Raw genomic sequence first — 23,237 nt, 5'->3', positions numbered from 1 at the left:
CGTTTAAGCTTGAAGCAAAAATCTAAAGTGATTTTTGTTTCAAGCTCTTCTTAGCTCTTTTTAGAAAAGAAACAAGATTGTTTTTTTACAAAAAACGAGTATACTTAATAGAGAAGCGAATGCAGAGAAACCGAAAAAAGGCACTTGACAGATTTGTCTGAGGGCCTTTTTTCAATGATAGAAGGAGGTTCATTTTGTGACAGAAAAAGCACGCGATTTATTTGATAAACTGATGACGCAAATTCAGTTAGATGACACAGCGAAAGAACATCCCTTAATTCAAAATGGCCGGATTGACAAGGTCATTGTTCACCAACAAAGTCGCTTATGGGAATTTCATTTAAGTTTTGATGAATTGATGCCAGTGATGTTATATCAAACATTTATGCAACAATTGGAACTAGCTTTTCAACAAATTGCGCAGGTTTCCGTTCAAATAACCACAAATCAGACAACATTTACAGAGGAACAATTAACGGATTATTGGCAATTGGCCTTGTTAAATAGTCAATGCAATACCCCGTTAGTTCAGAAAGTCTTAAAAACACAGACACCACAATTTGAAGATCGGAAAATTATCTTACCTGTTGATAATGAAGCAGTTATTCCTTATTTGAAGCAACAATATTTACCAATTATTGAGAAACTTTATTTCTCTTACGGGTTTCCTAAGTTTCATATTGAACCAAAAATGGATCAACAGCAAGCTGCAGAAGTGCTGAAAAAGTTTGAAGAGCAAAAATTAGAACAAGCCGCAGCCTTTCAACAACAAGCTGCTGAATCGCTTGTTAAACATGAACAAATGAAAAAAGAAAAACAACAACAAGCGCCTGCGTTTGATGGTCCAATTCGTTTAGGTCGGAATATTCCCAATGATGAACCCATTATGCCAATGGGAAACATACTGGAAGAAGAACGTCGGATAACGATTGAAGGCTTTATTTTTGATAAAGAAGTGCGTGAATTGCGTTCCAAACGAAAAATTTTAATTTTGAAAATAACTGATTATACTTCCTCTTTCGTGGTGAAGAAATTTTCGAATGGGGAAAAAGATGAGCAAGTTTTTGATGCGATTCAACCACAAAGTTGGATTCGTGTTCGTGGTAGTGTACAAGAAGATACCTTCATGCGTGATTTAGTCATGAATGCCCAAGATTTGATGGAAGTCGCCCATGCGCCAAGAAAAGACTACGCGCCAGAAGGTGAAAAACGTGTAGAATTACACATGCATAGTAACATGAGTACAATGGATGCGACCAATAAAGTCGGTGACTTGGTGGCGCAAGCGGGGAAATGGGGTCATAAGGCCATCGCAATTACGGACCATGGCGGAGCCCAAGCGTTTCCTGATGCCCATGCTGCAGGTAAAAAAGCAGGCGTTAAAATTTTATACGGCGTGGAAGCCAATATTGTTGATGATGGTGTACCTATTGCTTACAACGAAGAACATATTGAATTAACAGATGCTACCTATGTGGTCTTTGACGTGGAAACAACGGGGCTTTCTGCTGTTTATGATACAATTATCGAATTGGCCGCTGTCAAAATGCACAAAGGAAATGTCATTGAGACATTTGAGCAATTTATTGATCCTGGCCATCCATTATCTCAAACAACGATCAATTTAACTGGGATTACAGATGAAATGGTGCGCGGTTCAAAATCCGAAGAAGAAGTTTTACGCATGTTTAAAGAGTTTTCAGAAGGAACTATTTTAGTGGCCCACAACGCTTCTTTTGATATGGGGTTCTTAAATACAAGTTATGGCAAACATGGAATACCTGAAGCGGCTAATCCCGTCATCGATACATTAGAATTATCCAGATTCTTGTATCCACATTTCAAAAGCCATCGTCTAAATACCTTATCGAAAAAATTTGGCGTCAACTTAGAACAACATCACCGCGCCATCTATGACTCGGAATCAACAGGTCATTTGTGCTGGATTTTCTTAAAAGAAGCGAAAGAGAATCATGATATGCATTTCCATGATGATTTGAATCGTCATATTGGCGAAGGAGACTCATACAAACGAGCTCGACCTTTCCATGCAACGATTTTAGCAACAACTCAAGCAGGATTAAAAAATCTTTTTAAATTGATTTCCATGTCCAATGTCGATTATTTTTTCCGAGTACCACGGATTCCTCGTTCGCAATTATCGAAGTTAAGAGAAGGGCTTTTAATCGGTTCCGCATGTTCAAACGGAGAAATTTTTGAAGCGATGATGCAAAAAGGTGTCGAAGAAGCAAAAAATCGTGCCAAATTCTACGATTATATTGAAGTTATGCCCAAACCAGTTTACGCGCCATTAATTGAACAAGAATTGGTGAAAAATGAAGCAGATTTGGAAGAAATTATTAGTAATCTAGTGAAAATCGGTGACGAACTTGGCAAACTGGTTGTCGCCACTGGAAATGTTCATTATTTAAATGAAGAAGATGCCATTTATCGGAAAATTTTAGTCGGGTCTATGGGTGGCGCTAATCCGTTAAATCGCCATAGTTTACCAAAGGTTCATTTCAGAACCACCGATGAAATGTTAACGGAATTCCAATTTTTAGGACAAGACGTCGCTAAGCGAATTGTAGTAGAAAATCCCAACAAAGTCGCTGATTTATGTGAAGAAGTTATTCCAGTAAAAGATGATTTGTATACGCCAAAAATTCCTGGGTCTGAACAAGAGATCACTGATTTAAGCTACAATCGTGCGCGCGAATTGTATGGCGATCCTTTACCAGAAATTGTCGAAAAACGGTTAGAAAAGGAACTGAATTCGATTAACGGGAATGGTTTCTCGGTCATTTATTTAATTTCTCAAAAACTGGTGCATAAAAGTAATGAAGACGGCTATTTAGTTGGTTCACGGGGCTCTGTCGGTTCGAGTTTTGTTGCGACAATGACAGGGATTACTGAAGTAAATCCTTTAGCGCCACATTATTATTGTCCTGAGTGTCAATATTCTGAGTTCTATGAAGATGGTTCATATGGTTCAGGGTTTGATATGCCTGAAAAAGCCTGTCCAAAATGTGGCGCTCGATTGTTTAAAGATGGCCACGACATTCCTTTTGAAACGTTCTTAGGGTTCCATGGCGACAAAGTTCCCGATATCGATTTGAACTTTTCTGGCGATTATCAAGCCGAAGCCCATAACTACACGAAAGTTCTTTTTGGTGAAGAATATGTTTACCGGGCAGGAACCATTGGTACAGTAGCCGACAAAACAGCGTATGGCTTTGTTAAAGGATATGAAAGAGATCATAATTTACATTTGCGCGGCGCTGAAATTGATCGCTTAGCCAAAGGTTCAACAGGGGTTAAACGGACGACTGGGCAGCATCCCGGCGGTATTATTGTAATTCCTGATTACATGGATGTTTATGATTTTACGCCAATCCAATACCCTGCAGATGATCAAGAGGCAGAATGGAAAACGACGCACTTTGATTTCCATTCTATTCACGATAATATTTTAAAACTTGATATTCTGGGACATGATGATCCAACCGTGATTCGGATGTTACAAGATTTATCTGGGATTGAACCAAAAACCATCCCAACAGACGATCCAGAAGTGATGCGTATTTTTGAAGGACCTGATGTTCTAGGTGTGGATGCAGAGCAAATTTATTCTAAAACAGGAACTTTAGGAATTCCTGAATTTGGGACACGTTTCGTTCGAGGTATGTTAGAACAGACCCATCCATCAACTTTTGCAGAATTACTTCAAATTTCTGGACTGTCTCACGGAACCGATGTGTGGCTAGGGAATGCAGAAGAGTTGATTCGCCGTGGCGAAGCCAATCTTGCTGAAGTAATTGGTTGTCGGGATGATATCATGGTTTATTTAATTCATGCTGGTTTGGACAGCGGGATGGCCTTTAAGATTATGGAAACGGTACGTAAAGGACAATGGAATAAGATTCCTGATGAACTACGGGATACGTATTTAAATGCGATGAAAGAAAACAACGTCCCTGACTGGTATATTGATTCTTGTTCTAAAATTAAATATATGTTCCCGAAAGCCCATGCGGCAGCATACGTATTAATGGCGTTGCGGGTCGCTTACTTTAAAGTTTATTTCCCAATCTTATATTACTGTGCGTTTTTCTCCGTTCGGGCGGATGACTTTGACTTAGTGGCAATGTCACAAGGGAAAGAAGCTGTGAAAGCACGAATGAAAGAAATTACGGACAAAGGGATGGACGCCTCCACTAAAGAGAAAAACTTATTAACGGTTTTAGAATTATGTAATGAAATGTTGGAACGGGGCTATAAATTTGGCATGATTGATTTGTACAAATCGGATGCTGAAAATTTTGTGATTGAAGGGGATACCTTGATTGCACCTTTCCGAGCAGTGCCAAGTTTAGGCCTCAACGTAGCGAAAGCCATTGTCGCTGCGCGAGAAGAGCAACCGTTCTTGTCGAAAGAAGATTTGGCAACACGAGGCAAAGTTTCTAAAACGTTGATTGAATACATGAATGAAAATGGTGTCTTAAAAGACTTGCCAGATGAAAACCAATTATCATTATTTGATATGTTATAAAAGAAAAATCTCTTAGAAAAAGGCCGGTGAAGCAACTTATTCATCGGCCTTTTTTAGTCATCAAATAAATTAGAAAATCATTGCTAGAAGCGTTTTAATTACTTATTAAAAAGCCATCTTTATTTAATTATGTTGAGCTTGTGCATAAAAAGTAAAATGCTTATGATAAATGAAGAGCTTTATTTTTTTATAAGAAAGGAATTGGTTATATGGACAAAAAGCAATTACGATGGTTCACCGTCGGGTTAATTGCCTTTAACATGGTCTGGGGCCTTGGAAATGTTGTGAATAATTATGCACAACAAGGGATTTCAGTGGTCACTTCATGGCTTTTGATTTTAGTTTTATATTTTATTCCCTATGCGTTAATCGTAGGACAGTTAGGTTCAACATTTAAAGACAGTAATGGTGGGGTTAGTTCGTGGGTGCAAAATACCAGTACTAAACGTCTAGCCTATTATGCAGCATGGACTTATTGGGTAGTGCACATTCCTTACTTGGCACAAAAACCACAAGCGATTTTAATTGCTTTAGGTTGGGCAGTTCAAGGGAATGGAAACTTAGTCAATACGATGCCAATTGTAACGGTATCATTTATTTCATTAATAATTTTCTTGGTTTTCTTGTTATTATCAACAAAAGGGTTAACCACCTTAAAAGTTATTGGTGGTTTAGCTGGAACCGCCATGTTTGTGATGTCTATTTTATTTATTTTATTAGCGGTAGGCGCACCATTTATTAATTCAACGGTTGAATTTGCGACACCGAACATGTCACAAGTCAGCACCTACATTCCTAAATTTGACTTTAGTTATTTTACAACCGTATCGATGTTAGTTTTTGCGGTAGGTGGCGCTGAAAAAATTTCTCCTTACGTAAATGCGACTAAAAATCCAGCCAAAGAGTTCCCTAAAGGAATGATTTTCTTAGCAGCAATGGTTGGTTTATCGGCTGTTTTAGGTTCATTTGCTATGGGAATGTTATTCTCAAGTGACAATATTCCTAAAGATTTAATGGCAAATGGTGCCTACAGTGCCTTCCAAAAATTAGGCGCGTATTATGGTGTCGGTAATCTCTTAATGATTGTTTATGCTTTAACGAATACAGTGGGCCAAGTGGCTGCGTTAGCCTTTTCAATTGATGCTCCACTGAAAATTCTTTTAGCTGAAGCAGATCCAGAATTTGTTCCAAGTTGGTTACGTAAACGTACGAAAAAAGGTACGTTAATTAATGGTTACCTATTAACAGGTATTTTAGTAAGTATTATTATCGCTTTACCAATGTTTGGGTTGAAGGACATGAACGAAGTGGTTAAATGGCTAACCAACTTAAATTCTGTGGTTATGCCAATGCGTTACTTATGGGTCTTCTTTGCCTATATGCTTCTAAACAAAGCCTACAAACAATTTAATTCAGAATATAAATTTGTTAAAAATCCTAAAATTGGTTTTGTGTTTGGTCTTTGGTGTTTCTTATTTACAGCCTTTGCTTGTATTCTAGGAATGGTGCCTAAATTTGAGTATGCCTCAGACCCTCAAGGCTGGTTGTTCCAATTAGCATCTAATATTGTGACACCAATCGTCTTAATTCTATTAGGAATGATTTTACCAGCAATTGCACGTCGCGAGAAAAAAGACACGATTTTGCCAATTGATTCAGCAGAATAATTGGTTGCATGTGCCAAGGATAAAATAGTCAGTTTAAGTATTTTACGTGAGATAAATGGTCAATAGGACTGTTTATCTCACGTTTTTTTCTGTCGAGTTTTCTCTAAAATTTCTGTTGACTCTTAAAAACATGAGAAAACCAGAAGAATTTCTCCTGTATACTAAAGGTATCTATCATTAAAAAATGGTTATTAACGGAGAAAAAGGAAGTGAACCTCATGACTAAAACACTTGAAACACAACCAGAAGAGAAAACAGTCTTTCTTTGTAAAGAAACGAATCCAGATTTTTTAGGACGAGAAATTTATGCGGATAATGTCGAAACACCGTATAATTTTTACTTAATTCGCAAGCTTTATTTAGCGAAAGAGTACCAAAATTTAGCAGAAGGGGAACAATTTTTTGAGGCTTTATGTGAAAGCTGGGATGAATCAGAACAGTTCGAAGAGTTAATTGTTAAAAAGATTTATGTCTATGTTGAAACGGAGTTAATGTACTACACTGTTTATTTTGGAAGCTTTGAGCCGACCACTCGTGACTTACGATTCGCGCTGAAACAATGGATGCGCGAAATACCGACAACTAAAAATAAAAAAACAGTCCGTACGAATGAAGCTAATGTGCAAGTAGTGCCACAAGAAAATCAATTAACGGAATTAGCTGGTGAAATTGCTGTCTTACGGGAAATGTTGACACTTTTAAAAGAGAATTTGGCCTCCTTAAATAATGCCGTTAATCAAACGAGAAATCCCGTCATTTCTAGACAAATAAAAACGATCCATTTGAAAAGAGCTTCTCCTGTGATAGCCGCAGAACAGGCATCGCTGAAAATATCAGAGGATACTAATCTGGAACAACCAGACGTCAATCTCTCGCCTAATAATCTGGAAAAGCAAGAAGTTGAAACAACTGTAGCACCAAGTGAAGCAGTGCTTCCTGTTAACAAACCAGCGCTTGAAGAATCAGCGAAAGAACCAGTGTTATCTGAACCAGCGCCATTTGAAGAAGCGCTGCCAGAAGAACCTCAAGAAAACCAGCAGAGCACCGCGGCAAAACCTTTATTTACTTTTCTACAAGAAACAGAAAAAAGCTCGCTAAATTCAGTGAATGAATCTGCCGAAAAAGAAGAGGAGCAGAAGCTAGAAAAAGAAGCTGTCTCTATGGAAAGTGAGGAAGAAAATTCATCAAGTCGGACAATTCCTGCAGACTTTCAACGACAATTGGACGAATTAGAAGAGGAAATTTATCGTCGCTTTATGAGTCGCCAGTTAGAGGATACTGATGGAAATCAAGCAGTACCGAAAATAACGATTGAAAAAAGACAGTTAGAAGCACAAATGTTTGAAGCAAAAGCATTCTCACAATCATTTAAACAAGTTCAAAAGAAAAAGGCAGGAGACGTGCGAATTTGCAATCAGTTAAGTTGTATGAAACTAGAAAAAGGATTAGATAAATTTTTAGACGAAGTTACAGAATATGTTGAAAAGCGGACACTATTTAATAAAAAGGTTCGTTGTCCGCTCCCAGTAATCAGAGAATTGGAAGGCTATGGGCAATTAAACCAGTATATGCAGAAAATCCTTGACTGTTATTAATCGTTTATTTAGGAGAAGGTAAGACAAAACCGTTAAGTTTATCAGCTTTTAAGCCTGAAACAAAAATCACTTTGGATTTTTGTTTCAGGCTCTTTCTTATTATCTCTGGAAAAGATTTCAAGAGAATTTTTGAAATACTAGTGAAAATCCTATAAATTGTAGTATAATTTTCAAAGATGAATGAAAGGCGTGAAGTCATTGAAAGACAAACAAGTGTATGCAGTAGTTGACCTTGAAACGACTGGAACAGATCCTACAAGTGATCGGATCATTCAGTTTGGATGCGTTCTCGTTCAAGATGGAAAGATTATTGCGAACTTTGCGACAGATGTGAATCCCAATCAAGTAGTACCAAAACAAATTCAAAGTTTAACGGGGATTAGTAATACGCAAGTTCAAAAAGCGCCTTATTTTGAAGATGTAGCACATACAATTTATCATTATCTGGAAGATACTATTTTTGTGGCGCATAACGTCCACTTTGATTATAATTTTTTAGCTCGTGAACTGGTACGGTGTGGCACGCCGCCACTTACTATTCCAGCCATTGATACAGTGGAATTGGCACAGATTTTTTTACCGACAGAAAAAAGTTTCCGTTTAAGCGATTTGTCCGAAAGCTTAGGTTTATCTCATGAGAATCCCCATCAAGCAGACAGTGATGCGCAGGTTACAGCCGAACTTTTGTTATTAATTCAAGAAAAAATGAAATCTTTACCATTAGTCACTATGGAAAAAATTGCGGAATTAAGCCAACAGACAGCGCGGGAAACCAGTGCCTTTATTCAACAAACATATGAACAAATGAAAAAACAAGTGACACCATTAAATCCAGCTTATCAAGTGGTCAGTGGCATTGCTTTACGCAAAAAAGAAGTCCCTCTTTTTGAAGAAACGTTCTATCAGACTAGTACGTATCCCAAAACTAAAAAAGCCAAAGAAAAACTATTTGGCGAACGTTTCGCTTATCGTACGGAACAGAGTCGGATGATGAATTTAGTCTATGATCATTTTACAGAGGGAACGACAAAAGATTTATTTATTGAAGCAGCGACTGGAACGGGAAAAACATTAGGCTATCTGTTGCCAATGAGCTATTTAGCAACGCCAGAAAAACCAGTCATTATTTCAACTGTTTCGATTGTTTTACAAAATCAATTAGTGGAAAAAGATTTACCGTTAGCTAATCAAATCTGCCAAGGAAAATTACGAGGCATTGTTATTAAAAGCCATCGACATTATCTTGATTTACAACGCTTTAAGGCAACCTTGAATCAGCCAACACCGCAAAAACAATACGCTCTTTATCAAATGGGCGTTCTCGTCTGGTTGCTAGAAACAGAAACGGGCGATTTAGATGAACTACAATTGACGAATTTAAATCATTTATTCTGGAAAGAAGTTACACATCGCGGGTTGGATTTTCTTTCAAAAAAAGATGAACTTTATGAAGTTGACTTTTTAAGACATCTGTATAAAAAAGTCGCTCAAAGTAACGTGTTGATTGTTAATCATGCATTTTTGGCGCAAGAGTCGCTAAGAAAACAACCGTTATTACCTGAAAGTCCGTGGCTAATTATTGATGAAGCACATCATTTACCAGACATCGCTAGTCGGATGGCAAGCGAACGAGTAAACAGTGTGATACTAAAAAAACAAATCACGCATTTTATTGAAAAAGAACAACTTTTTGTTGCTTTACAGCAAATTTTTCAACAGTTTTCTGAAGAGCAGCGGTTTGTAAAAATTTATCAGCAAGGTTTACTGGATTTTGTGGATGAATGGCAAGATTTTCTTTTTGAATTGCATCGTTTATTTAGTAAAACACAGAAGCGGATAGACCATCAGGAGTTGCTTTTAACCAAAGAACGCATTGATTATTTATCTGCTGCAGGAGAAAAACATAGTCAAACGCTCCAGCTTTTACTGCAGGAGCTGTTAACTATTCAAAGTAAGTTACAGCAAACAATTATGAGTCAGTTGGAAACCTTTAGTTTGGCTGATCGCATCGTTTTTGTTCGCTTATTTCAATTTTTTGATGAAATTGAACGTATTCAGCACTGTTTTACCATTTATCTTGATGATTGGCGTCCACGTTGGGTAAAAGAATATTTACCACAAAATGAAGACCATGGCTTGATTGAAATTCATGACTTAGAAGCTAGTTTGCTTCCTGAAACAAAGTGGTATCCGCGGTATGAACGAATTATTTATACAAGCGGCACATTGAAGTTTGGCAACAATAAAAAGTATTTACCGCAACGGTTAGGTTTAACAGAGGTGACGTTCAAAACCCTGCCAACGCCATATAACTATGCAGAAAATGCGCGAGTCTATGTACCGGAAGAAGCAGTAGCCATTCAAAATGCCTCTTCCTATGAAATGGGTCAATACATTTCAGATACCATTGAAAAATTGATGGCGCAAGAGGAACGTTCGATGTTGGTTCTTTTTACTTCGCATGAATTATTGTCCACCGTGTATCATCAAGTCCAGCCAAGATTATTGGAAAAAGGACAAGAGGTCCTCGCCCAAGGGATTAGCGGCAGTCGTGAAAAAATTCTTAAACGGTTCTCTAATGGAAAACCAAATGTCTTGCTAGGAGCCGATAGCTTTTGGGAAGGTGTGGACTTACCAGGAACAACTTTACAGTTATTGATAGTTACGCGTTTGCCTTTTGAAAACCCGAAACGACCACTTGTGCAAGCAAAATATGCGTATTTAGAAGCAGAAGGGATACAACCATTTGCTCAAGAAGCGGTACCGAAAGCAGCCTTACGTTTGCGACAAGCACTGGGCCGTTTAATCCGTTCTGAAGAAGACAGAGGGGCATTGCTGATTCTGGATCGTCGTTTAGTCACTGCAAAATATGGCAAACGATTAATCAAAGCGTTTCCCAAGGGACTCTCAGTAAAAGAAGCGCCCATGCCTGAAATTTTAGAAGAATTAAAGGAATTTTTAAACAAATAATCGATTATTTTTAGGTCATATTTGTGAAAGGCCGCTATTTTTCTGCTATAATAAGACCCAGTAAGTTTAGAGAGGATGGAAGGATTTTTGGAGGAATTAGAAGAAAAGAAAGAGAAGAAACGGATTACTGTCCTTTTAACCCTATTGGCAATCCTTTTAGCAATTCTTGTTACAATAATTATCTTTTTTGTACGAACCAATCAACCAATGGCTCAAGCCAAAAAAGAAGCAACCGCAATTGCCAAAACTTCTGCTAATTTAGAAACAGTTGATAAATTTTACTGGTTTACACGCAAAAATACGTATTTTACTTTAACCGGCAAAAATGATAAAGGCACAGAGATTGTCGTGATTGTCCCTAAATCGGGAGAAAAAGTCACGGTCTTAAATCAAAAAGATGGTCAAACAGAACAACAAATAACAGACATTGTTGCTAAAGCCCATCCCGATGAATCGGTAATGAAAGCTACGTTGGGTCTTTATGATAAGCGCCCTGCATGGGAAGTGGTCACCGAAAATGATCAAGGAGTCCTGACGTATTATCTTATGAGCTTTGATAAAGGCGAAGAGATCAACGTTATCAAAGATATTTAATTTAGATAGGTTTTGATGAAAGTGGGAGTGAAAGGTGTATGAACGTATCAAATCGAGCACAGCAATTGACTCCTTCTGTTACATTAGCAGCTGCCGCCAAAGCGAAAGCATTAAAAGCAAAAGGTGTAGATGTTTTAAGCTTAACGGTCGGGGAACCAGATTTTGTAACCCCAAAAAATATTCAAAAAGCAGCAATTGCTTCAATTGAGGATGGAAGAGCAAGTTATTACACACCTTCTGGCGGCATTCCTGAATTAAAGCAAGCAATTGTTTCTTATGTGGAACGAGAATATCAACTTCGTTATCAACCCAATCAAGTTATTGTGACAGATGGTGCCAAATATGCGCTGTATCTATTATTTCAAGCCATTTTAAACGTTGGGGACGAAGTGATCATCCCTGTCCCTTATTGGGTAAGTTATGGTGAACAAGTCAAGTTAGCAGAAGGCAAGCCAGTATTTGTATCAAGCACGCAAGAGCAATCATTTAAAGTGTCAGTCGCACAATTAGAAGCTGTACGAACAGACCAAACAAAAGCAATCATTTTAAATTCACCATCTAACCCAACTGGCGTTATTTATACGGAAGAAGAATTACGCCAAATTGGTGAATGGGCAGTTGCCCATAATATCCTCATTATTGCAGATGATATTTATGGTCGTTTGGTGTACAATGGACATCGGTTCACACCAATTGCAACCATCTCAGAAGCAATTCGTCAACAGACAATCATTATTAATGGCGTTTCCAAAACATATGCAATGACAGGCTGGCGCATTGGTTTTGCAGTTGGGGATGAAAAAATTATTCAAGCAATGACACAACTCGCTTCACAATCCACCAGTAATCCAGTCGCAGTTAGCCAATATGCGGCAATTGAGGCTTTAACAGGTGAACAGTCGACAGTCGAAGACATGCGTCAGGCCTTTGAAAAACGCCTGAATCATATCTATCCAAAAGTAGCAGCTTTGCCAGGTGTATCGCTAATAAAACCTGAAGGAGCCTTTTATTTATTCCCGAATGTCAAAAAAACGTTAGAAATTTGTGGGTATGATAACGTGACTAACTGGGTGGAAGATTTATTACAAGAAGCGCATGTTGCTCTGGTAACGGGAGAGGGCTTTGGTGCGCCAGAACATGTGCGGATGAGCTATGCGACAGATTTATTGACGTTAGAAAAAGCGATTGAGCGAATGAACGACTTTATAGAAAAGAAACGAATTCAGCACAACGCCTAAAAGAATAAACTAAGAAATGAACGGAGAGACAAACGTGGAACAAATTCAAATTATTGATTCAAACAAACATGTTGGAGAAACAGTAAAAATTGGCGCTTGGATTGCTAACAAACGTTCAAGCGGAAAAATTGCTTTTTTACAATTACGTGACGGGACAGCCTTTTTCCAAGGTGTCGTGTTCAAACCAAACTTCATTGAAGCCTTCGGTGAAGAAGCTGGTACAGAAAAATTCCAAGAAATTAAACATTTATCACAAGAAACAGCAGTCATGGTTACTGGTGTTATCAAAGAAGATAGCCGTTCTAAATTCGGCTATGAAATGGATATCACTGATTTAGAAGTTGTTGGCGCTTCAGAAGATTACCCAATTACGCCGAAAGAACACGGCACAGACTTCTTAATGGATCATCGTCATTTATGGTTACGTTCAAGCAAACAACATGCGATCATGTTAGTTCGTAACGAAATTATTCGTGCTACTTACGAGTTCTTTAACGAACAAGGATTCATTAAAATTGATAGCCCAATTTTAACAGGCTCAGCACCAGAAGGCACAACAGAATTATTTGAAACAGATTACTTCGGACAACCAGCCTTCTTATCACAAACAGGTCAATTATATGCAGAAGCTGGTGCGATGGCATTTGGCAAAGTCTTTACTTTTGGACCAACCTTCCGTGCGGAAAAATCCAAGACTCGTCGTCACTTAACGGAATTCTGGATGATTGAACCAGAAATGGCATACACAACTCATGAAGAATCACTAGATATTCAAGAAGCCTACGTAAAACATTTAATTAAATCGGTATTGAAAAATCAACAATATCCATTGGATGTTTTAGAACGTGATACAGCGTTACTAGAAAAATATGTTTCGGAACCATTCAAACGTATTACTTACGATGATGCGATTGAGTTATTACAAAAAGAAGAAGCAAACAATGATTATGATCACATTGAATGGGGCGAAGACTTTGGTAGTCCACATGAAACCTTTATTTCAAATTACTATGGCGTCCCAACGTTCATTTTAAACTATCCAAAAGCAATTAAAGCCTTTTATATGAAACCACATCCAACACGAGAAGATGTTGTAATTTGTGCCGATTTAATTGCACCAGAAGGTTATGGTGAAATTATCGGTGGTTCAGAGCGTGCAACTGATTATGATTATTTGAAAGAAAAAGTAGCTGAGTTTGGCTTATCAGAAGAAGAATACAGCTGGTATTTAGATTTACGTAAATACGGTTCTGTGCCACATTCTGGCTTCGGGTTAGGTTTAGAACGTGCTGTTACGTTCATTACTGGTAATGAACATATTCGTGAAGCGATTCCGTTCCCACGTATGTTAAATCGTATTTATCCATAGAGAACAAATAAAAAAAGAGAACTTCAGCTTTTGCTGAAGTTCTCTTTTTTACGCCTGCCATAATTTTTGCATCTGGTCCAAAATATCAATGACTTCTGTCGTGAAAAATAAGGAACGGTTGGGTTGTGTACCTTTGATTGCTTCAACCATATTGTAGATTTCGTAATTCATGGCTTCAGCTGAGTACCCAGAAACAATGGTCTCAACCGTACCGTCGTTGTAGTGAACAATCGCTTCATCTGCGCGTGGATAATCTGTAATGGTAATATAGGCATCCTCAAAAGCAACAATTCCTTGCTTTGGCATTTTTGCTTGGAATGTTAATGAAATAGTAGCCAACTCATTTTCTTTATTGCGAAGCAACGTCACCGATTGTTCATCAACGCCAGTAGAGAAGGGAACCATGCTAGAAGCTAAAACGTCTGGCTGTGAGCTGAGAAACCAACGAGCAAACGAAACCGCATAAGTACCAATATCTAACAATGCGCCGCCTGCTAGGTCAGGATTAAAAAAACGATTTTTAGGATCGGGTTCTTTGTAACTTCCAAATGGTGCTTGAATCATTTTTAACTGACCAAATTTGCCAGCATCCATCAAGCGACGTAATTCGTCGTATAGTGGCATGTTAAAAATAGTCATGGCTTCTGCTAAAATAAGGTTATTTTTTTCTGCAACTGCCAAGGCTTGTTTTAATTCTGCAGCGTTCATCGTAATAGCTTTTTCACACAACACATGTTTTCCAGCCTGGAGCGCTTTTAAAATGTGTTCAGCATGTTGTTTATTTGGCACTGCTATATAGACAACATCGATCGTTTCATCTGCTAGTAATTCTTCATAAGAACCATAGGCTTTAGGGATTGAATAATCAGCGGCAAATTGTTCTGCTTTAGCCAATGTCCGTGAAGCAACAGCTGCAAGTTGGCTAGTTTCTTGTTTAAACGTTGAAGCAAATTCGTGGGCAATCCCACCTAATCCTACGATGCCCCATTGATATAATTTTTTTGTCAAAAGAAGTCCTCCTAATCTATGCAATTTCTTCAAATCTTCTTCATTATTTATTATACTGTAAACAAGAGAAATTAGAAAACAAGGACAATTTTGTAAATATGATAAAATCCAGAGATAAAAAGATGCTTTTTTTAGAGAATTTCAGTAAAATAGAAAATGGAGGCGAATGATTATGCATCAAGTTTATGTAGATATTATTGTTGACGCAATTATTGAACAGTATCAAACAGAAGAAAATTTTTACTCCGCTTATCAAATTCAAGCAGCCGATTGGCAAGCTTGGAAAGAAGGCCAATTTGGTTTGGACAATGAAGTCATGCAAAAAATTAAGAATTTGTTTACGGATTATGAGTGGATGCTGACTCAAAAAATACTCCGTCAAACCATCTTATTTCCGGAAAAACGTAACCTAGCTGTTTCGGAATATAAACGGCTAAAAACAACAATTGCCAAAAAATGGCTGCAATCTGATTTGGGCGTTGTAGAATTGATTCCTAACAATAAACAGGAACAAGAAATTGCCGCTGGTTATATCGATTTGAAAGTGACACTGGCCTATGGGGAATGGGGTTTTGATGATATTATTACATTCCGGTTACCCGCTACGATTCAACGACAATTAGAAGGCTCAAAAGTTGAATTATTAGATTGGGTCAATGAAAATCTGATGGATACTTACGTAGGTGAATAACGAATAGGAAGGATGGTCTTTTGAAATACACAATTGCTGGGATTTTATCTGTGATTATTATGTTTGGTGCGGTAATTTTTGTCTTTTTTGGCAAAAAGCCAGTTGAAGAATCTGTTCACACATCAACTGAAACAACAGTGAAATCATCCACTAAAATTTCTGAAAGTAGTACAGTTTCTTCAACTGCTACCACTGAATCAAGTACTGAAATCACGAGCGTAAGCAGTGATGAAAGTTGATAATTTTCTGTGAAAATGATACAATTATTCGGTTATAGTAACAAATGAAATCAATCACGAAAGTGAAAGATAGTGAAACATTTTATCGGAAAATAAAAGATGAAGTGGGGAATTAATGAAGTGAGCAACTATCAGAAAAAAAGAAAAAAGCAGCTGAATTTGCCAAAGTTATTCTTAGGCGTAGTTGTCGTCGGTTTGGCCTTTGTCTTTTCGTTATCTGTCCTTTCTGATTCAGATAAGGGACAAAGCGAGTCAGTCAATCGCCAAAATGAAAACATCTCAAAAGAAGAATTTGTTGCTGAAATCACACCGTATGCACGTGAATTACAAGAATCTTACGGGGTGTTACCAAGTATTATTATGGGGCAAGCAGTTTTAGAATCAAATTTTGGACAAAGTCAATTAGCATCGAAATATAACAATCTTTTTGGGATTAAAGCATATGGCAATCAACCAAAAGTCAATTTAGAAACAAAAGAGTATGTCAATGAGGTCTGGATTACGATTCAGGGTGATTTTCGAGTTTATGACAATTGGGAAGAATCCATGCGAGATCATACCAAGTTATTTGTTGATGGGGTCGATTGGGATCCAAATTTATATGAAAAAGTCTTGTTAGCCAAAAATTATAAAGAGGCTGCACAAGCGCTTCAAGATGCTGGATACGCAACGGATCCTACATACGCTGATAAGATCATTCATGTAATTGAAGAATACAATTTAAATAAATACGACCGTTAAGCATGGAGGAACGATGACAATGAGCGAAAAGTGGATTCCAGAAATTATGACGCCGCTGAAACAAGATATTGTAAAAATGCCAGAGATTATTCGGCAAGCCAGTGGCATTAAAATTTTTGGCCGTAAAATAAAATCAATTATTTTTACGACAGATATTGCGATTATCCGCAATACGGATGCACAGGCAGTGATTGCTGTATATCCTTTTACACCGCATCCAGCGATTACAAAAGGCATTATTGAAGCAGCGGATATTCCTGTCTTTTCAGGAGTCGGCGGCGGTTTAACGCAAGGCATGCGTTCTGCTTATATGAGTTTATTTGCAGAAGCACAAGGCTCAATGGGTGTCGTTTTGAATGGTCCTACACCAATTGAAACAATTAAAATGGTGGATGAAGCAATCGATATTCCTATTATCAGCACAGTAACTTCTATTCATACGCCAATTGATGAAAAACTTGCGGCTGGCGTGGATATGATTAATATCAGTGCAGGAAAAGACACTGCAGCCACTGTACGCTATTTCCGCGGCAAGTATCCAGAATTACCGATTATTGCAACAGGAGGACCAACTGAATCGAGTATTCATGAAACCATTATCGCCGGAGCGAATGCTATTACATATACGCCCCCTAGTAACGGTGAATTATTCAGCAAAAAAATGAAAAAATATCGTGAACAAGAAAAAGCAACCGATGAAGAATAAAAAACGCTTTGGCAGTCTATCCTGCCAAAGCGTTTTTGGCTATTTAATGTTCGCTTTTACGGAACAATGGAAGAATGAACCAATTATTTGAAAATTCTAATGAAAAAAAGTTGTTAAACCATTGAAAGTTAGAGATTTTTGTACTATCCTAGAGAAACATAGAAGCTTGTATAAGGTCAAAATACGGTTGACCGTCTCTACCCAGCACCGTAAATGCTGGTCTATAAGTGAAGAAGAGCGGATAGCCCTTTTTTGCTTTGGCAAAATGGGCTTTTTTCTTTTGTTAGAACACGAATATAAATAGCACTTTGTTTTATTTCGTTCGTTTTTAACGAACCGTCCTTTCCTCAGGATGAGAACAAAGCATCTATCGAAAAATAAGTAAAGGAGTTCATATTGTGAAGGAATTAGTCGAACGTATTAAAAATGATGGCCGTGTATTAGGTGAAGGTGTTTTAAAAGTAGATAGTTTTATTACGCACCAAGTGGATCCAGAATTGATGGAGGCTATGGGTAATCGTTTTGCTGAGGTTTTCGCAGAAGCAGGCATTACCAAAGTAATTACAATTGAAGCATCAGGAATAGCTCCTGCCTTATACGCAGCGCAAAAATTAGGCGTGCCAATGATCTTCGCTCGTAAGGCAAAAAGTTTAACCATGGATGAAGAGCTTTTAACGGCTTCAGTTTATTCATTTACAAAACAAGTGACAAGTCAAATTTCAATTTCAAGAAAATTTTTATCTGATGCTGATAAAGTGTTGATTATTGATGACTTTTTAGCTAACGGACAAGCTGCCAAAGGATTGGTAGAATTATGCCAACAGGCTGGCGCGAAGGTTGAAGGAATTGGTATCGTAATTGAAAAATCATTCCAAGATGGTCGTCAGTTATTAGAAGACATGGGCTTAAATGTAGTCTCTTTAGCACGTATTGCTTCATTAAGTGAAGGAACGGTGACGTTTTTAGAGGAGGATGCATAATCTTGGAAACAAAACAATTGAATACACCACAACAGACGGAAACACCAAATGGGAAAGCCGCCGTTTTAGGATTGCAACATTTATTAGCGATGTACGCTGGAGCAGTTGCCGTTCCTTTATTAATCGGAACCGGCTTGAATTTTGATTCGCAACAAATGACGTATTTGATTTCAATCGATATTTTTATGTGCGGCGTTGCGACACTTTTACAATTAACGGTGAATAAGTTTTTTGGGATTGGCTTGCCAGTCGTTTTAGGTTGTGCCATTCAAGCGGTTGCGCCTTTAATCATGATTGGTACGAACAAAGGAGTTGGTGCAATTTACGGTTCAATTATTGCTTCGGGCATTTTTGTCGTTCTGATTGCAGGATTTTTCTCAAAAATTAAACGTCTATTTCCGCCTTTAGTCACCGGCACAGTCATTACAGTTATTGGTTTGACCTTAATTCCTGTTGCTGTTGAAAAAATGGGTGGCGGCTTAGCAACGGACAAAAGTTTTGGTGATCCTAAAAACTTGCTCCTCGCATTTGTAACAATTGCCTTAATCATTGTTGTGCAAGTTTGGGGACGTGGCTTTATCAAGTCAATTGCCGTGTTAATCGGCCTAGTCGGCGGCACAATTTTAGCTGCGTTTCTGGGATTAGTGGATTTGTCTCCTGTTGGTCAAGCTACGTGGTTTCATTTTCCGCAACCATTTTATTTTGGCAAACCAACGTTTGATCTTTCTTCTATTGTGTTGATGATTATTATTTCAATTGTTAGTATGGTTGAATCAACAGGTGTTTATTTTGCCTTAGGAGACATTACAGGGAAGAAAATTGGCGAAGATGATTTACGTCGTGGGTATCATGCAGAAGGTTTAGCCGTTATTTTAGGTGGGATTTTTAATACTTTTCCTTATACAGGTTTTTCTCAAAATGTCGGGTTAGTTCAATTATCTGGCATCAAAACACGTCGACCAATCTATTTTTCTGCTTTTTTCTTAATTATTTTAGGCTTATTACCAAAAATTGGTGCGATGGCCCAAATTATCCCAGAGCCAGTTTTAGGCGGCGGAATGCTGGTTATGTTTGGAATGGTGGCTGTCCAAGGAATGCGCATGTTGTCAAAAGTTGACTACTCAAATGACAAAAATTTATTAATTATTGCCATTTCGATTGGCTTTGGTTTAGGCTTTAATATTATGCCGACGCTCTTTAATAAAGTACCAGAAACTGTTAGCATGTTTACTGGTAATGGGATTGTCATGAGTAGCATTACCGCGATTGTTTTAAATCTTTTATTCAATGGTTTAAAAGAAACCCCAGAAAGTAACGAATAGTTTCAAAAAAGTATGATAGATAAGGTCAGGTGGCTTTTCTTTCATACTTTTTTGGCCTAATCATCGTTTAGAAAAATTTAATGTTTTCATCAATTTGAAGAGAATAAGAGAAAAAAGCTTGGTTCCAAAGAGAAGAGTAGTAAGTTACCGCTGTTTTATCCTAAAGTACGTTAATAAATTCTGATGAGAAAACCTAAGGGAAACACTACTGGCACTTGAAGTTGAGCCTTTTTCCTTGTATCATGTAAAAAGAGCACTCTTAAAGGCTAGACTGCGACGAGAAACCGCAGAAGGATTTTAAGGATAAAACTGTGATGGAAAGTTGTGATGAACTTGGATAAACCACTATTACCTGGTCAAGTGATTGGTATCATTGGTGGCGGACATTTAGCAAAAATGATGGCCCTTAGTGCAAGAGAAATGGGGTTTCGAGTGGGTGTGCTAGATCCACAAATTGATTGTCCAGCTGCACAAGTTGCCGATTGGCAATTATTAGGAGCATATAATGATCCTGAAGCGTTAGAGAAATTGGCAAAACGTGCCCAAGTGATTACGTATGAATTTGAACATGCAGATGTTGATGCGTTAACAGCGATTCAACATTTGGCGAATATACCACAAGGAACAGACATTTTAGCGATTACGCAAGATCGCTTAATGGAAAAAAGTTTCTTGGAAGATAATAATATTGTGATTGCACCTTATGCAACGATTGTTAGTCCGACTGATATTCAGGAAGCAATTGATGGCATTGGCTACCCGTGTATCTTGAAGAACACGCGAGGGGAAGGTCGTTATGTACTACATAGTACTTCAGACTTAGCGCCATCCATGAATCTTCTGAGAGAAGGAACCTGTGTCTTAGAAGCTTGGATTCCTTACGAAAAAGAATTATCTGTTCTGATTTCTGGTAATGGTCGTGGCGAATTTGCGACATTTCCAGTTGTGGAAACAATAAAAAAAGAGCGTAAGCTACATGAAACGATTGCGCCAGCCCGAATTGATGAAGAAGTCAGTAGCGAGTTGCAACGAATTGCTAAGGTGATTGCTAAAGCAGTTGGTTTAGTCGGTACTCTTTCAATTGAAATGTTTTATACAGAAACAGGCGGGATTTATGTAAATAAAATTTTACCTCGTCCAGAAGATGCCGGGAATTTTTCAATAGATGCTTGTTCTTTTAGCCAATATGATACGCATATTCGTGGTTTATGTAATTGGCCAATGCCAACGATTCAACTGTTGTCTGAAGCAGTCACGGTCAATGTGCTTGGAAATGAAGCCTATGAAACGATGGACATTATTAATGAACATCCAGATTGGCATTTCCACTATTATGGCCATAGTGAAGCAAAAGCGCAACGAGCGATGGGGCATATTACTATATTAACCAAAGAAATCGATGAAACACTGGAAGAAATTAAAGAAACAAAGATTTGGTCGTAATTATTTTTCAAAAATTGAGGAGTAAAGAGGGGATAAGGCACAATGATTGATCGTTATACAAGACCCGAAATGGGCGCAATTTGGACAGATGAGAACCGTTATAAGGCATGGCTAGAAGTTGAGATTTTGGCGGATGAAGCTTGGGCAGAACTTGGCGAAATTCCTAAAGAAGATGTACAAAAAATCCGAGAAAATGCATCATTTGATGTTGCACGTATTTTAGAGATTGAAGCAGAAACACGTCATGATGTTGTCGCTTTTACTCGTGCCGTTTCAGAAACGCTTGGTGAAGAGCGAAAATGGGTACACTATGGGTTAACCAGTACAGATGTTGTGGATACTGCCTATGGTTATCTATTGAAACAGGCGAATGATATTTTACGGAAAGATTTACAAACATTTACGGAGATTGTCGGAGCCAAAGCCAAAGAGTATAAACATACGGTCATGATGGGAAGAACGCATGGTGTTCATGCAGAACCGACTACATTTGGGTTGAAATTAGCGTTGTGGTATTCTGAAATGAAACGCAATATTGAACGTTTTGAACATGCAGCCAAAGGTGTCGAAGCAGGTAAAATCAGTGGAGCCGTAGGTACCTTTGCCAATATTTCACCATTTGTTGAAGAATATGTTTGCGAACATTTGGGGATCCGTGCTCAAGAGATTTCGACACAAGTTTTACCACGTGATTTACATGCAGAATATGTTTCTGCCATGGCATTAATTGCGACAAGTATTGAAAAATTTGCGACAGAAATTCGTGGTCTACAAAAATCAGAAACACGTGAAGTAGAAGAATTTTTTGCAAAAGGACAAAAAGGGTCCTCCGCAATGCCGCATAAACGGAATCCAATTGGTTCTGAAAATATGACTGGTTTGGCACGTGTGATTCGTGGTCATGTCATTACTGCCTTTGAAAATGTGAGTTTGTGGCATGAACGAGATATTTCTCACTCGTCTGCTGAACGGATTATTATTCCCGATACGACGATTTTGCTAAATTACATGTTGAATCGTTTTGGTAATATTGTCAAAAACTTAACGGTCTTCCCAGAAAATATGAAACGTAACATGGATGCGACCTATGGACTAATTTACAGCCAACGTGTCTTATTAAAATTGATTGACCATGGCATGACACGTGAAGAAGCGTATGATCTGGTCCAACCAAAAACAGCTTACGCATGGGATCATCAAACGGCGTTCCGTCCGTTGTTAGATGCGGATGAAAAAATTACTTCTGTCTTATCAAAAGAAGAGCTAGATGATGCCTTTGATTACCATTATCATTTAAAAAATGTTGACACGATTTTTGAACGTGTTGGTTTAGGATAACAAGAAAGCGAGAAGAAGGAGGATTCTTCTCGCTTTTCTCTTATAATGTTATAAACTGAAGGATTAAAAAACAAACGTATTGTTAAATACGTTTGTTTTTTGCTATACTTTTTTCTATTTATCCTTTACAATGTAACTTGAATAGTTACATTAGCTATTTAATGCAAACAAAGGAGGAGAAGTATGGATAAACAACAACGAGGCATTCAAGTGATTAGAATTTGGCTAGGGGTGACGATGCTAATTCATGGAGTGATGAAAGTAACGTCATTGGAAGATACTTTAGCATTTTTTGCTAGTATTGGTTTGCCAAGTCTTTTTGTTTATGGTGTAGCGGCAATTGAATTAATTGGTGGATTATTTATGATTATTGGCTTTTTAATTCCATTGGTATCAGTAGGATTCATAGCAGTTTTAGTCGGAGCTATTTTTTCTTTTGGTTTGGCAAGTGGTTTTAGTGGTTATGAGTACGAATTATTTTTAGCAATAACCAGTTTGGCTATTTTGGTTAGCCATGCCGATAAAAAGTATCTTACGTTAAAACTTTATTTTTAATAAATCAAAACAATGGAGAGTTGATCAAACTAGTTGTTATTGCGAAAAAGGCCCTAAAACAGTGATAGTTAGCTGTTTTAGGTTTTTTTATTAAAAAGGTCAAAAAAGGTCAATTTAGTTATTGACCTTTACTGACCAATAGAGTATAATAAATTTATAAGGTTTACGAATACCTTAACTTTTGAAGAAATCCATCAAAAGTCGGATAATAATAATTGTAAAGAATGTT

At 37.8% G+C, this 23,237-nt stretch carries 17 protein-coding genes and 1 riboswitch; of the genes, 16 read left to right on the top strand and 1 reads right to left on the bottom strand.

Features of this window, described 5'->3' with window-relative positions; translation table 11 throughout:
- Window positions 1-196: 196 nt before the first annotated feature.
- The 7 genes from IGI87_RS09465 to asnS all read left to right on the top strand — a co-directional run bounded on the left by IGI87_RS09465 (window position 197) and on the right by asnS (window position 13,985).
- Window positions 197-4,552: a PolC-type DNA polymerase III gene (locus IGI87_RS09465; RefSeq protein ID WP_431447710.1), complete on the top strand. Its 4,356-nt coding sequence runs from the start codon at window positions 197-199 to the stop codon at window positions 4,550-4,552.
- Window positions 4,553-4,761: 209 nt separating this feature from the next.
- Entirely contained in the window at window positions 4,762-6,219 is a 1,458-nt protein-coding gene (locus IGI87_RS09460) for an amino acid permease (RefSeq protein ID WP_002356790.1), read from the top strand.
- A gap of 218 nt (window positions 6,220-6,437) precedes the next feature.
- On the top strand, window positions 6,438-7,814 hold the full coding sequence (locus tag IGI87_RS09455) for a hypothetical protein (RefSeq protein WP_438736819.1): 1,377 nt from the start codon (window positions 6,438-6,440) through the stop codon (window positions 7,812-7,814).
- Between the two features lie 180 nt (window positions 7,815-7,994).
- Window positions 7,995-10,784: an ATP-dependent DNA helicase DinG gene (locus IGI87_RS09450; RefSeq protein ID WP_438736817.1), complete on the top strand. Its 2,790-nt coding sequence runs from the start codon at window positions 7,995-7,997 to the stop codon at window positions 10,782-10,784.
- Between the two features lie 75 nt (window positions 10,785-10,859).
- Window positions 10,860-11,378 carry a cell wall elongation regulator TseB-like domain-containing protein gene (locus tag IGI87_RS09445; protein ID WP_438736815.1) on the top strand — a complete coding sequence of 173 codons (519 nt, stop codon included), beginning with the start codon at window positions 10,860-10,862 and terminating at the stop codon, window positions 11,376-11,378.
- Between the two features lie 38 nt (window positions 11,379-11,416).
- Window positions 11,417-12,616, top strand: coding sequence for a pyridoxal phosphate-dependent aminotransferase (locus IGI87_RS09440; protein WP_438736813.1), 1,200 nt, complete (start codon window positions 11,417-11,419; stop codon window positions 12,614-12,616).
- A gap of 16 nt (window positions 12,617-12,632) precedes the next feature.
- The gene (gene asnS / locus IGI87_RS09435; RefSeq protein ID WP_002376912.1) at window positions 12,633-13,985 is read left to right on the top strand and encodes an asparagine--tRNA ligase; all 1,353 of its coding nucleotides are present in this window, start codon (window positions 12,633-12,635) and stop codon (window positions 13,983-13,985) included.
- Window positions 13,986-14,033: 48 nt separating this feature from the next.
- On the opposite strand, the gene IGI87_RS09430 is transcribed toward asnS, so the two are convergent.
- Window positions 14,034-14,993, bottom strand: coding sequence for a Gfo/Idh/MocA family protein (locus IGI87_RS09430; protein ID WP_113794384.1), 960 nt, complete (start codon window positions 14,991-14,993; stop codon window positions 14,034-14,036).
- A gap of 166 nt (window positions 14,994-15,159) precedes the next feature.
- Between IGI87_RS09430 and IGI87_RS09425 the strand changes: the two genes are divergently transcribed.
- From IGI87_RS09425 to IGI87_RS09385, 9 genes are all read left to right on the top strand, one after another.
- On the top strand, window positions 15,160-15,684 hold the full coding sequence (locus tag IGI87_RS09425; protein WP_002382789.1) for a hypothetical protein: 525 nt from the start codon (window positions 15,160-15,162) through the stop codon (window positions 15,682-15,684).
- A 59-nt stretch (window positions 15,685-15,743) separates the two neighbouring features.
- Entirely contained in the window at window positions 15,744-15,923 is a 180-nt protein-coding gene (locus IGI87_RS09420; protein WP_002384259.1) for a hypothetical protein, read from the top strand.
- A gap of 99 nt (window positions 15,924-16,022) precedes the next feature.
- Complete coding sequence (locus tag IGI87_RS09415) at window positions 16,023-16,664, top strand: glycoside hydrolase family 73 protein (protein WP_002366997.1); 642 nt, start codon at window positions 16,023-16,025, stop codon at window positions 16,662-16,664.
- A gap of 19 nt (window positions 16,665-16,683) precedes the next feature.
- Window positions 16,684-17,370, top strand: coding sequence for a hydrolase (locus IGI87_RS09410; RefSeq protein ID WP_002356802.1), 687 nt, complete (start codon window positions 16,684-16,686; stop codon window positions 17,368-17,370).
- 146 nt (window positions 17,371-17,516) lie between these two features.
- A riboswitch (purine riboswitch) is annotated at window positions 17,517-17,614 on the top strand.
- A gap of 154 nt (window positions 17,615-17,768) precedes the next feature.
- Window positions 17,769-18,350 (top strand): xanthine phosphoribosyltransferase, encoded by a 582-nt coding sequence (locus tag IGI87_RS09405; protein WP_002356804.1) that lies wholly within the window; start codon window positions 17,769-17,771, stop codon window positions 18,348-18,350.
- 2 nt (window positions 18,351-18,352) lie between these two features.
- The gene (locus tag IGI87_RS09400; RefSeq protein ID WP_162782511.1) at window positions 18,353-19,672 is read left to right on the top strand and encodes a nucleobase:cation symporter-2 family protein; all 1,320 of its coding nucleotides are present in this window, start codon (window positions 18,353-18,355) and stop codon (window positions 19,670-19,672) included.
- A 327-nt stretch (window positions 19,673-19,999) separates the two neighbouring features.
- Window positions 20,000-21,115: a 5-(carboxyamino)imidazole ribonucleotide synthase gene (gene purK, locus IGI87_RS09395; protein WP_438736810.1), complete on the top strand. Its 1,116-nt coding sequence runs from the start codon at window positions 20,000-20,002 to the stop codon at window positions 21,113-21,115.
- 42 nt (window positions 21,116-21,157) lie between these two features.
- Window positions 21,158-22,453, top strand: coding sequence for an adenylosuccinate lyase (gene purB / locus IGI87_RS09390; protein ID WP_002356808.1), 1,296 nt, complete (start codon window positions 21,158-21,160; stop codon window positions 22,451-22,453).
- A gap of 183 nt (window positions 22,454-22,636) precedes the next feature.
- Window positions 22,637-23,008: a DoxX family protein gene (locus IGI87_RS09385; RefSeq protein WP_192189225.1), complete on the top strand. Its 372-nt coding sequence runs from the start codon at window positions 22,637-22,639 to the stop codon at window positions 23,006-23,008.
- The last annotated feature ends 229 nt before the right edge of the window (window positions 23,009-23,237 follow it).

The organism is Enterococcus sp. DIV1444a (assembly GCF_051712125.1).
Taxonomy (GTDB): domain Bacteria; phylum Bacillota; class Bacilli; order Lactobacillales; family Enterococcaceae; genus Enterococcus; species Enterococcus faecalis.
This window is presented reverse-complemented; position numbering and strand designations above follow the sequence as displayed.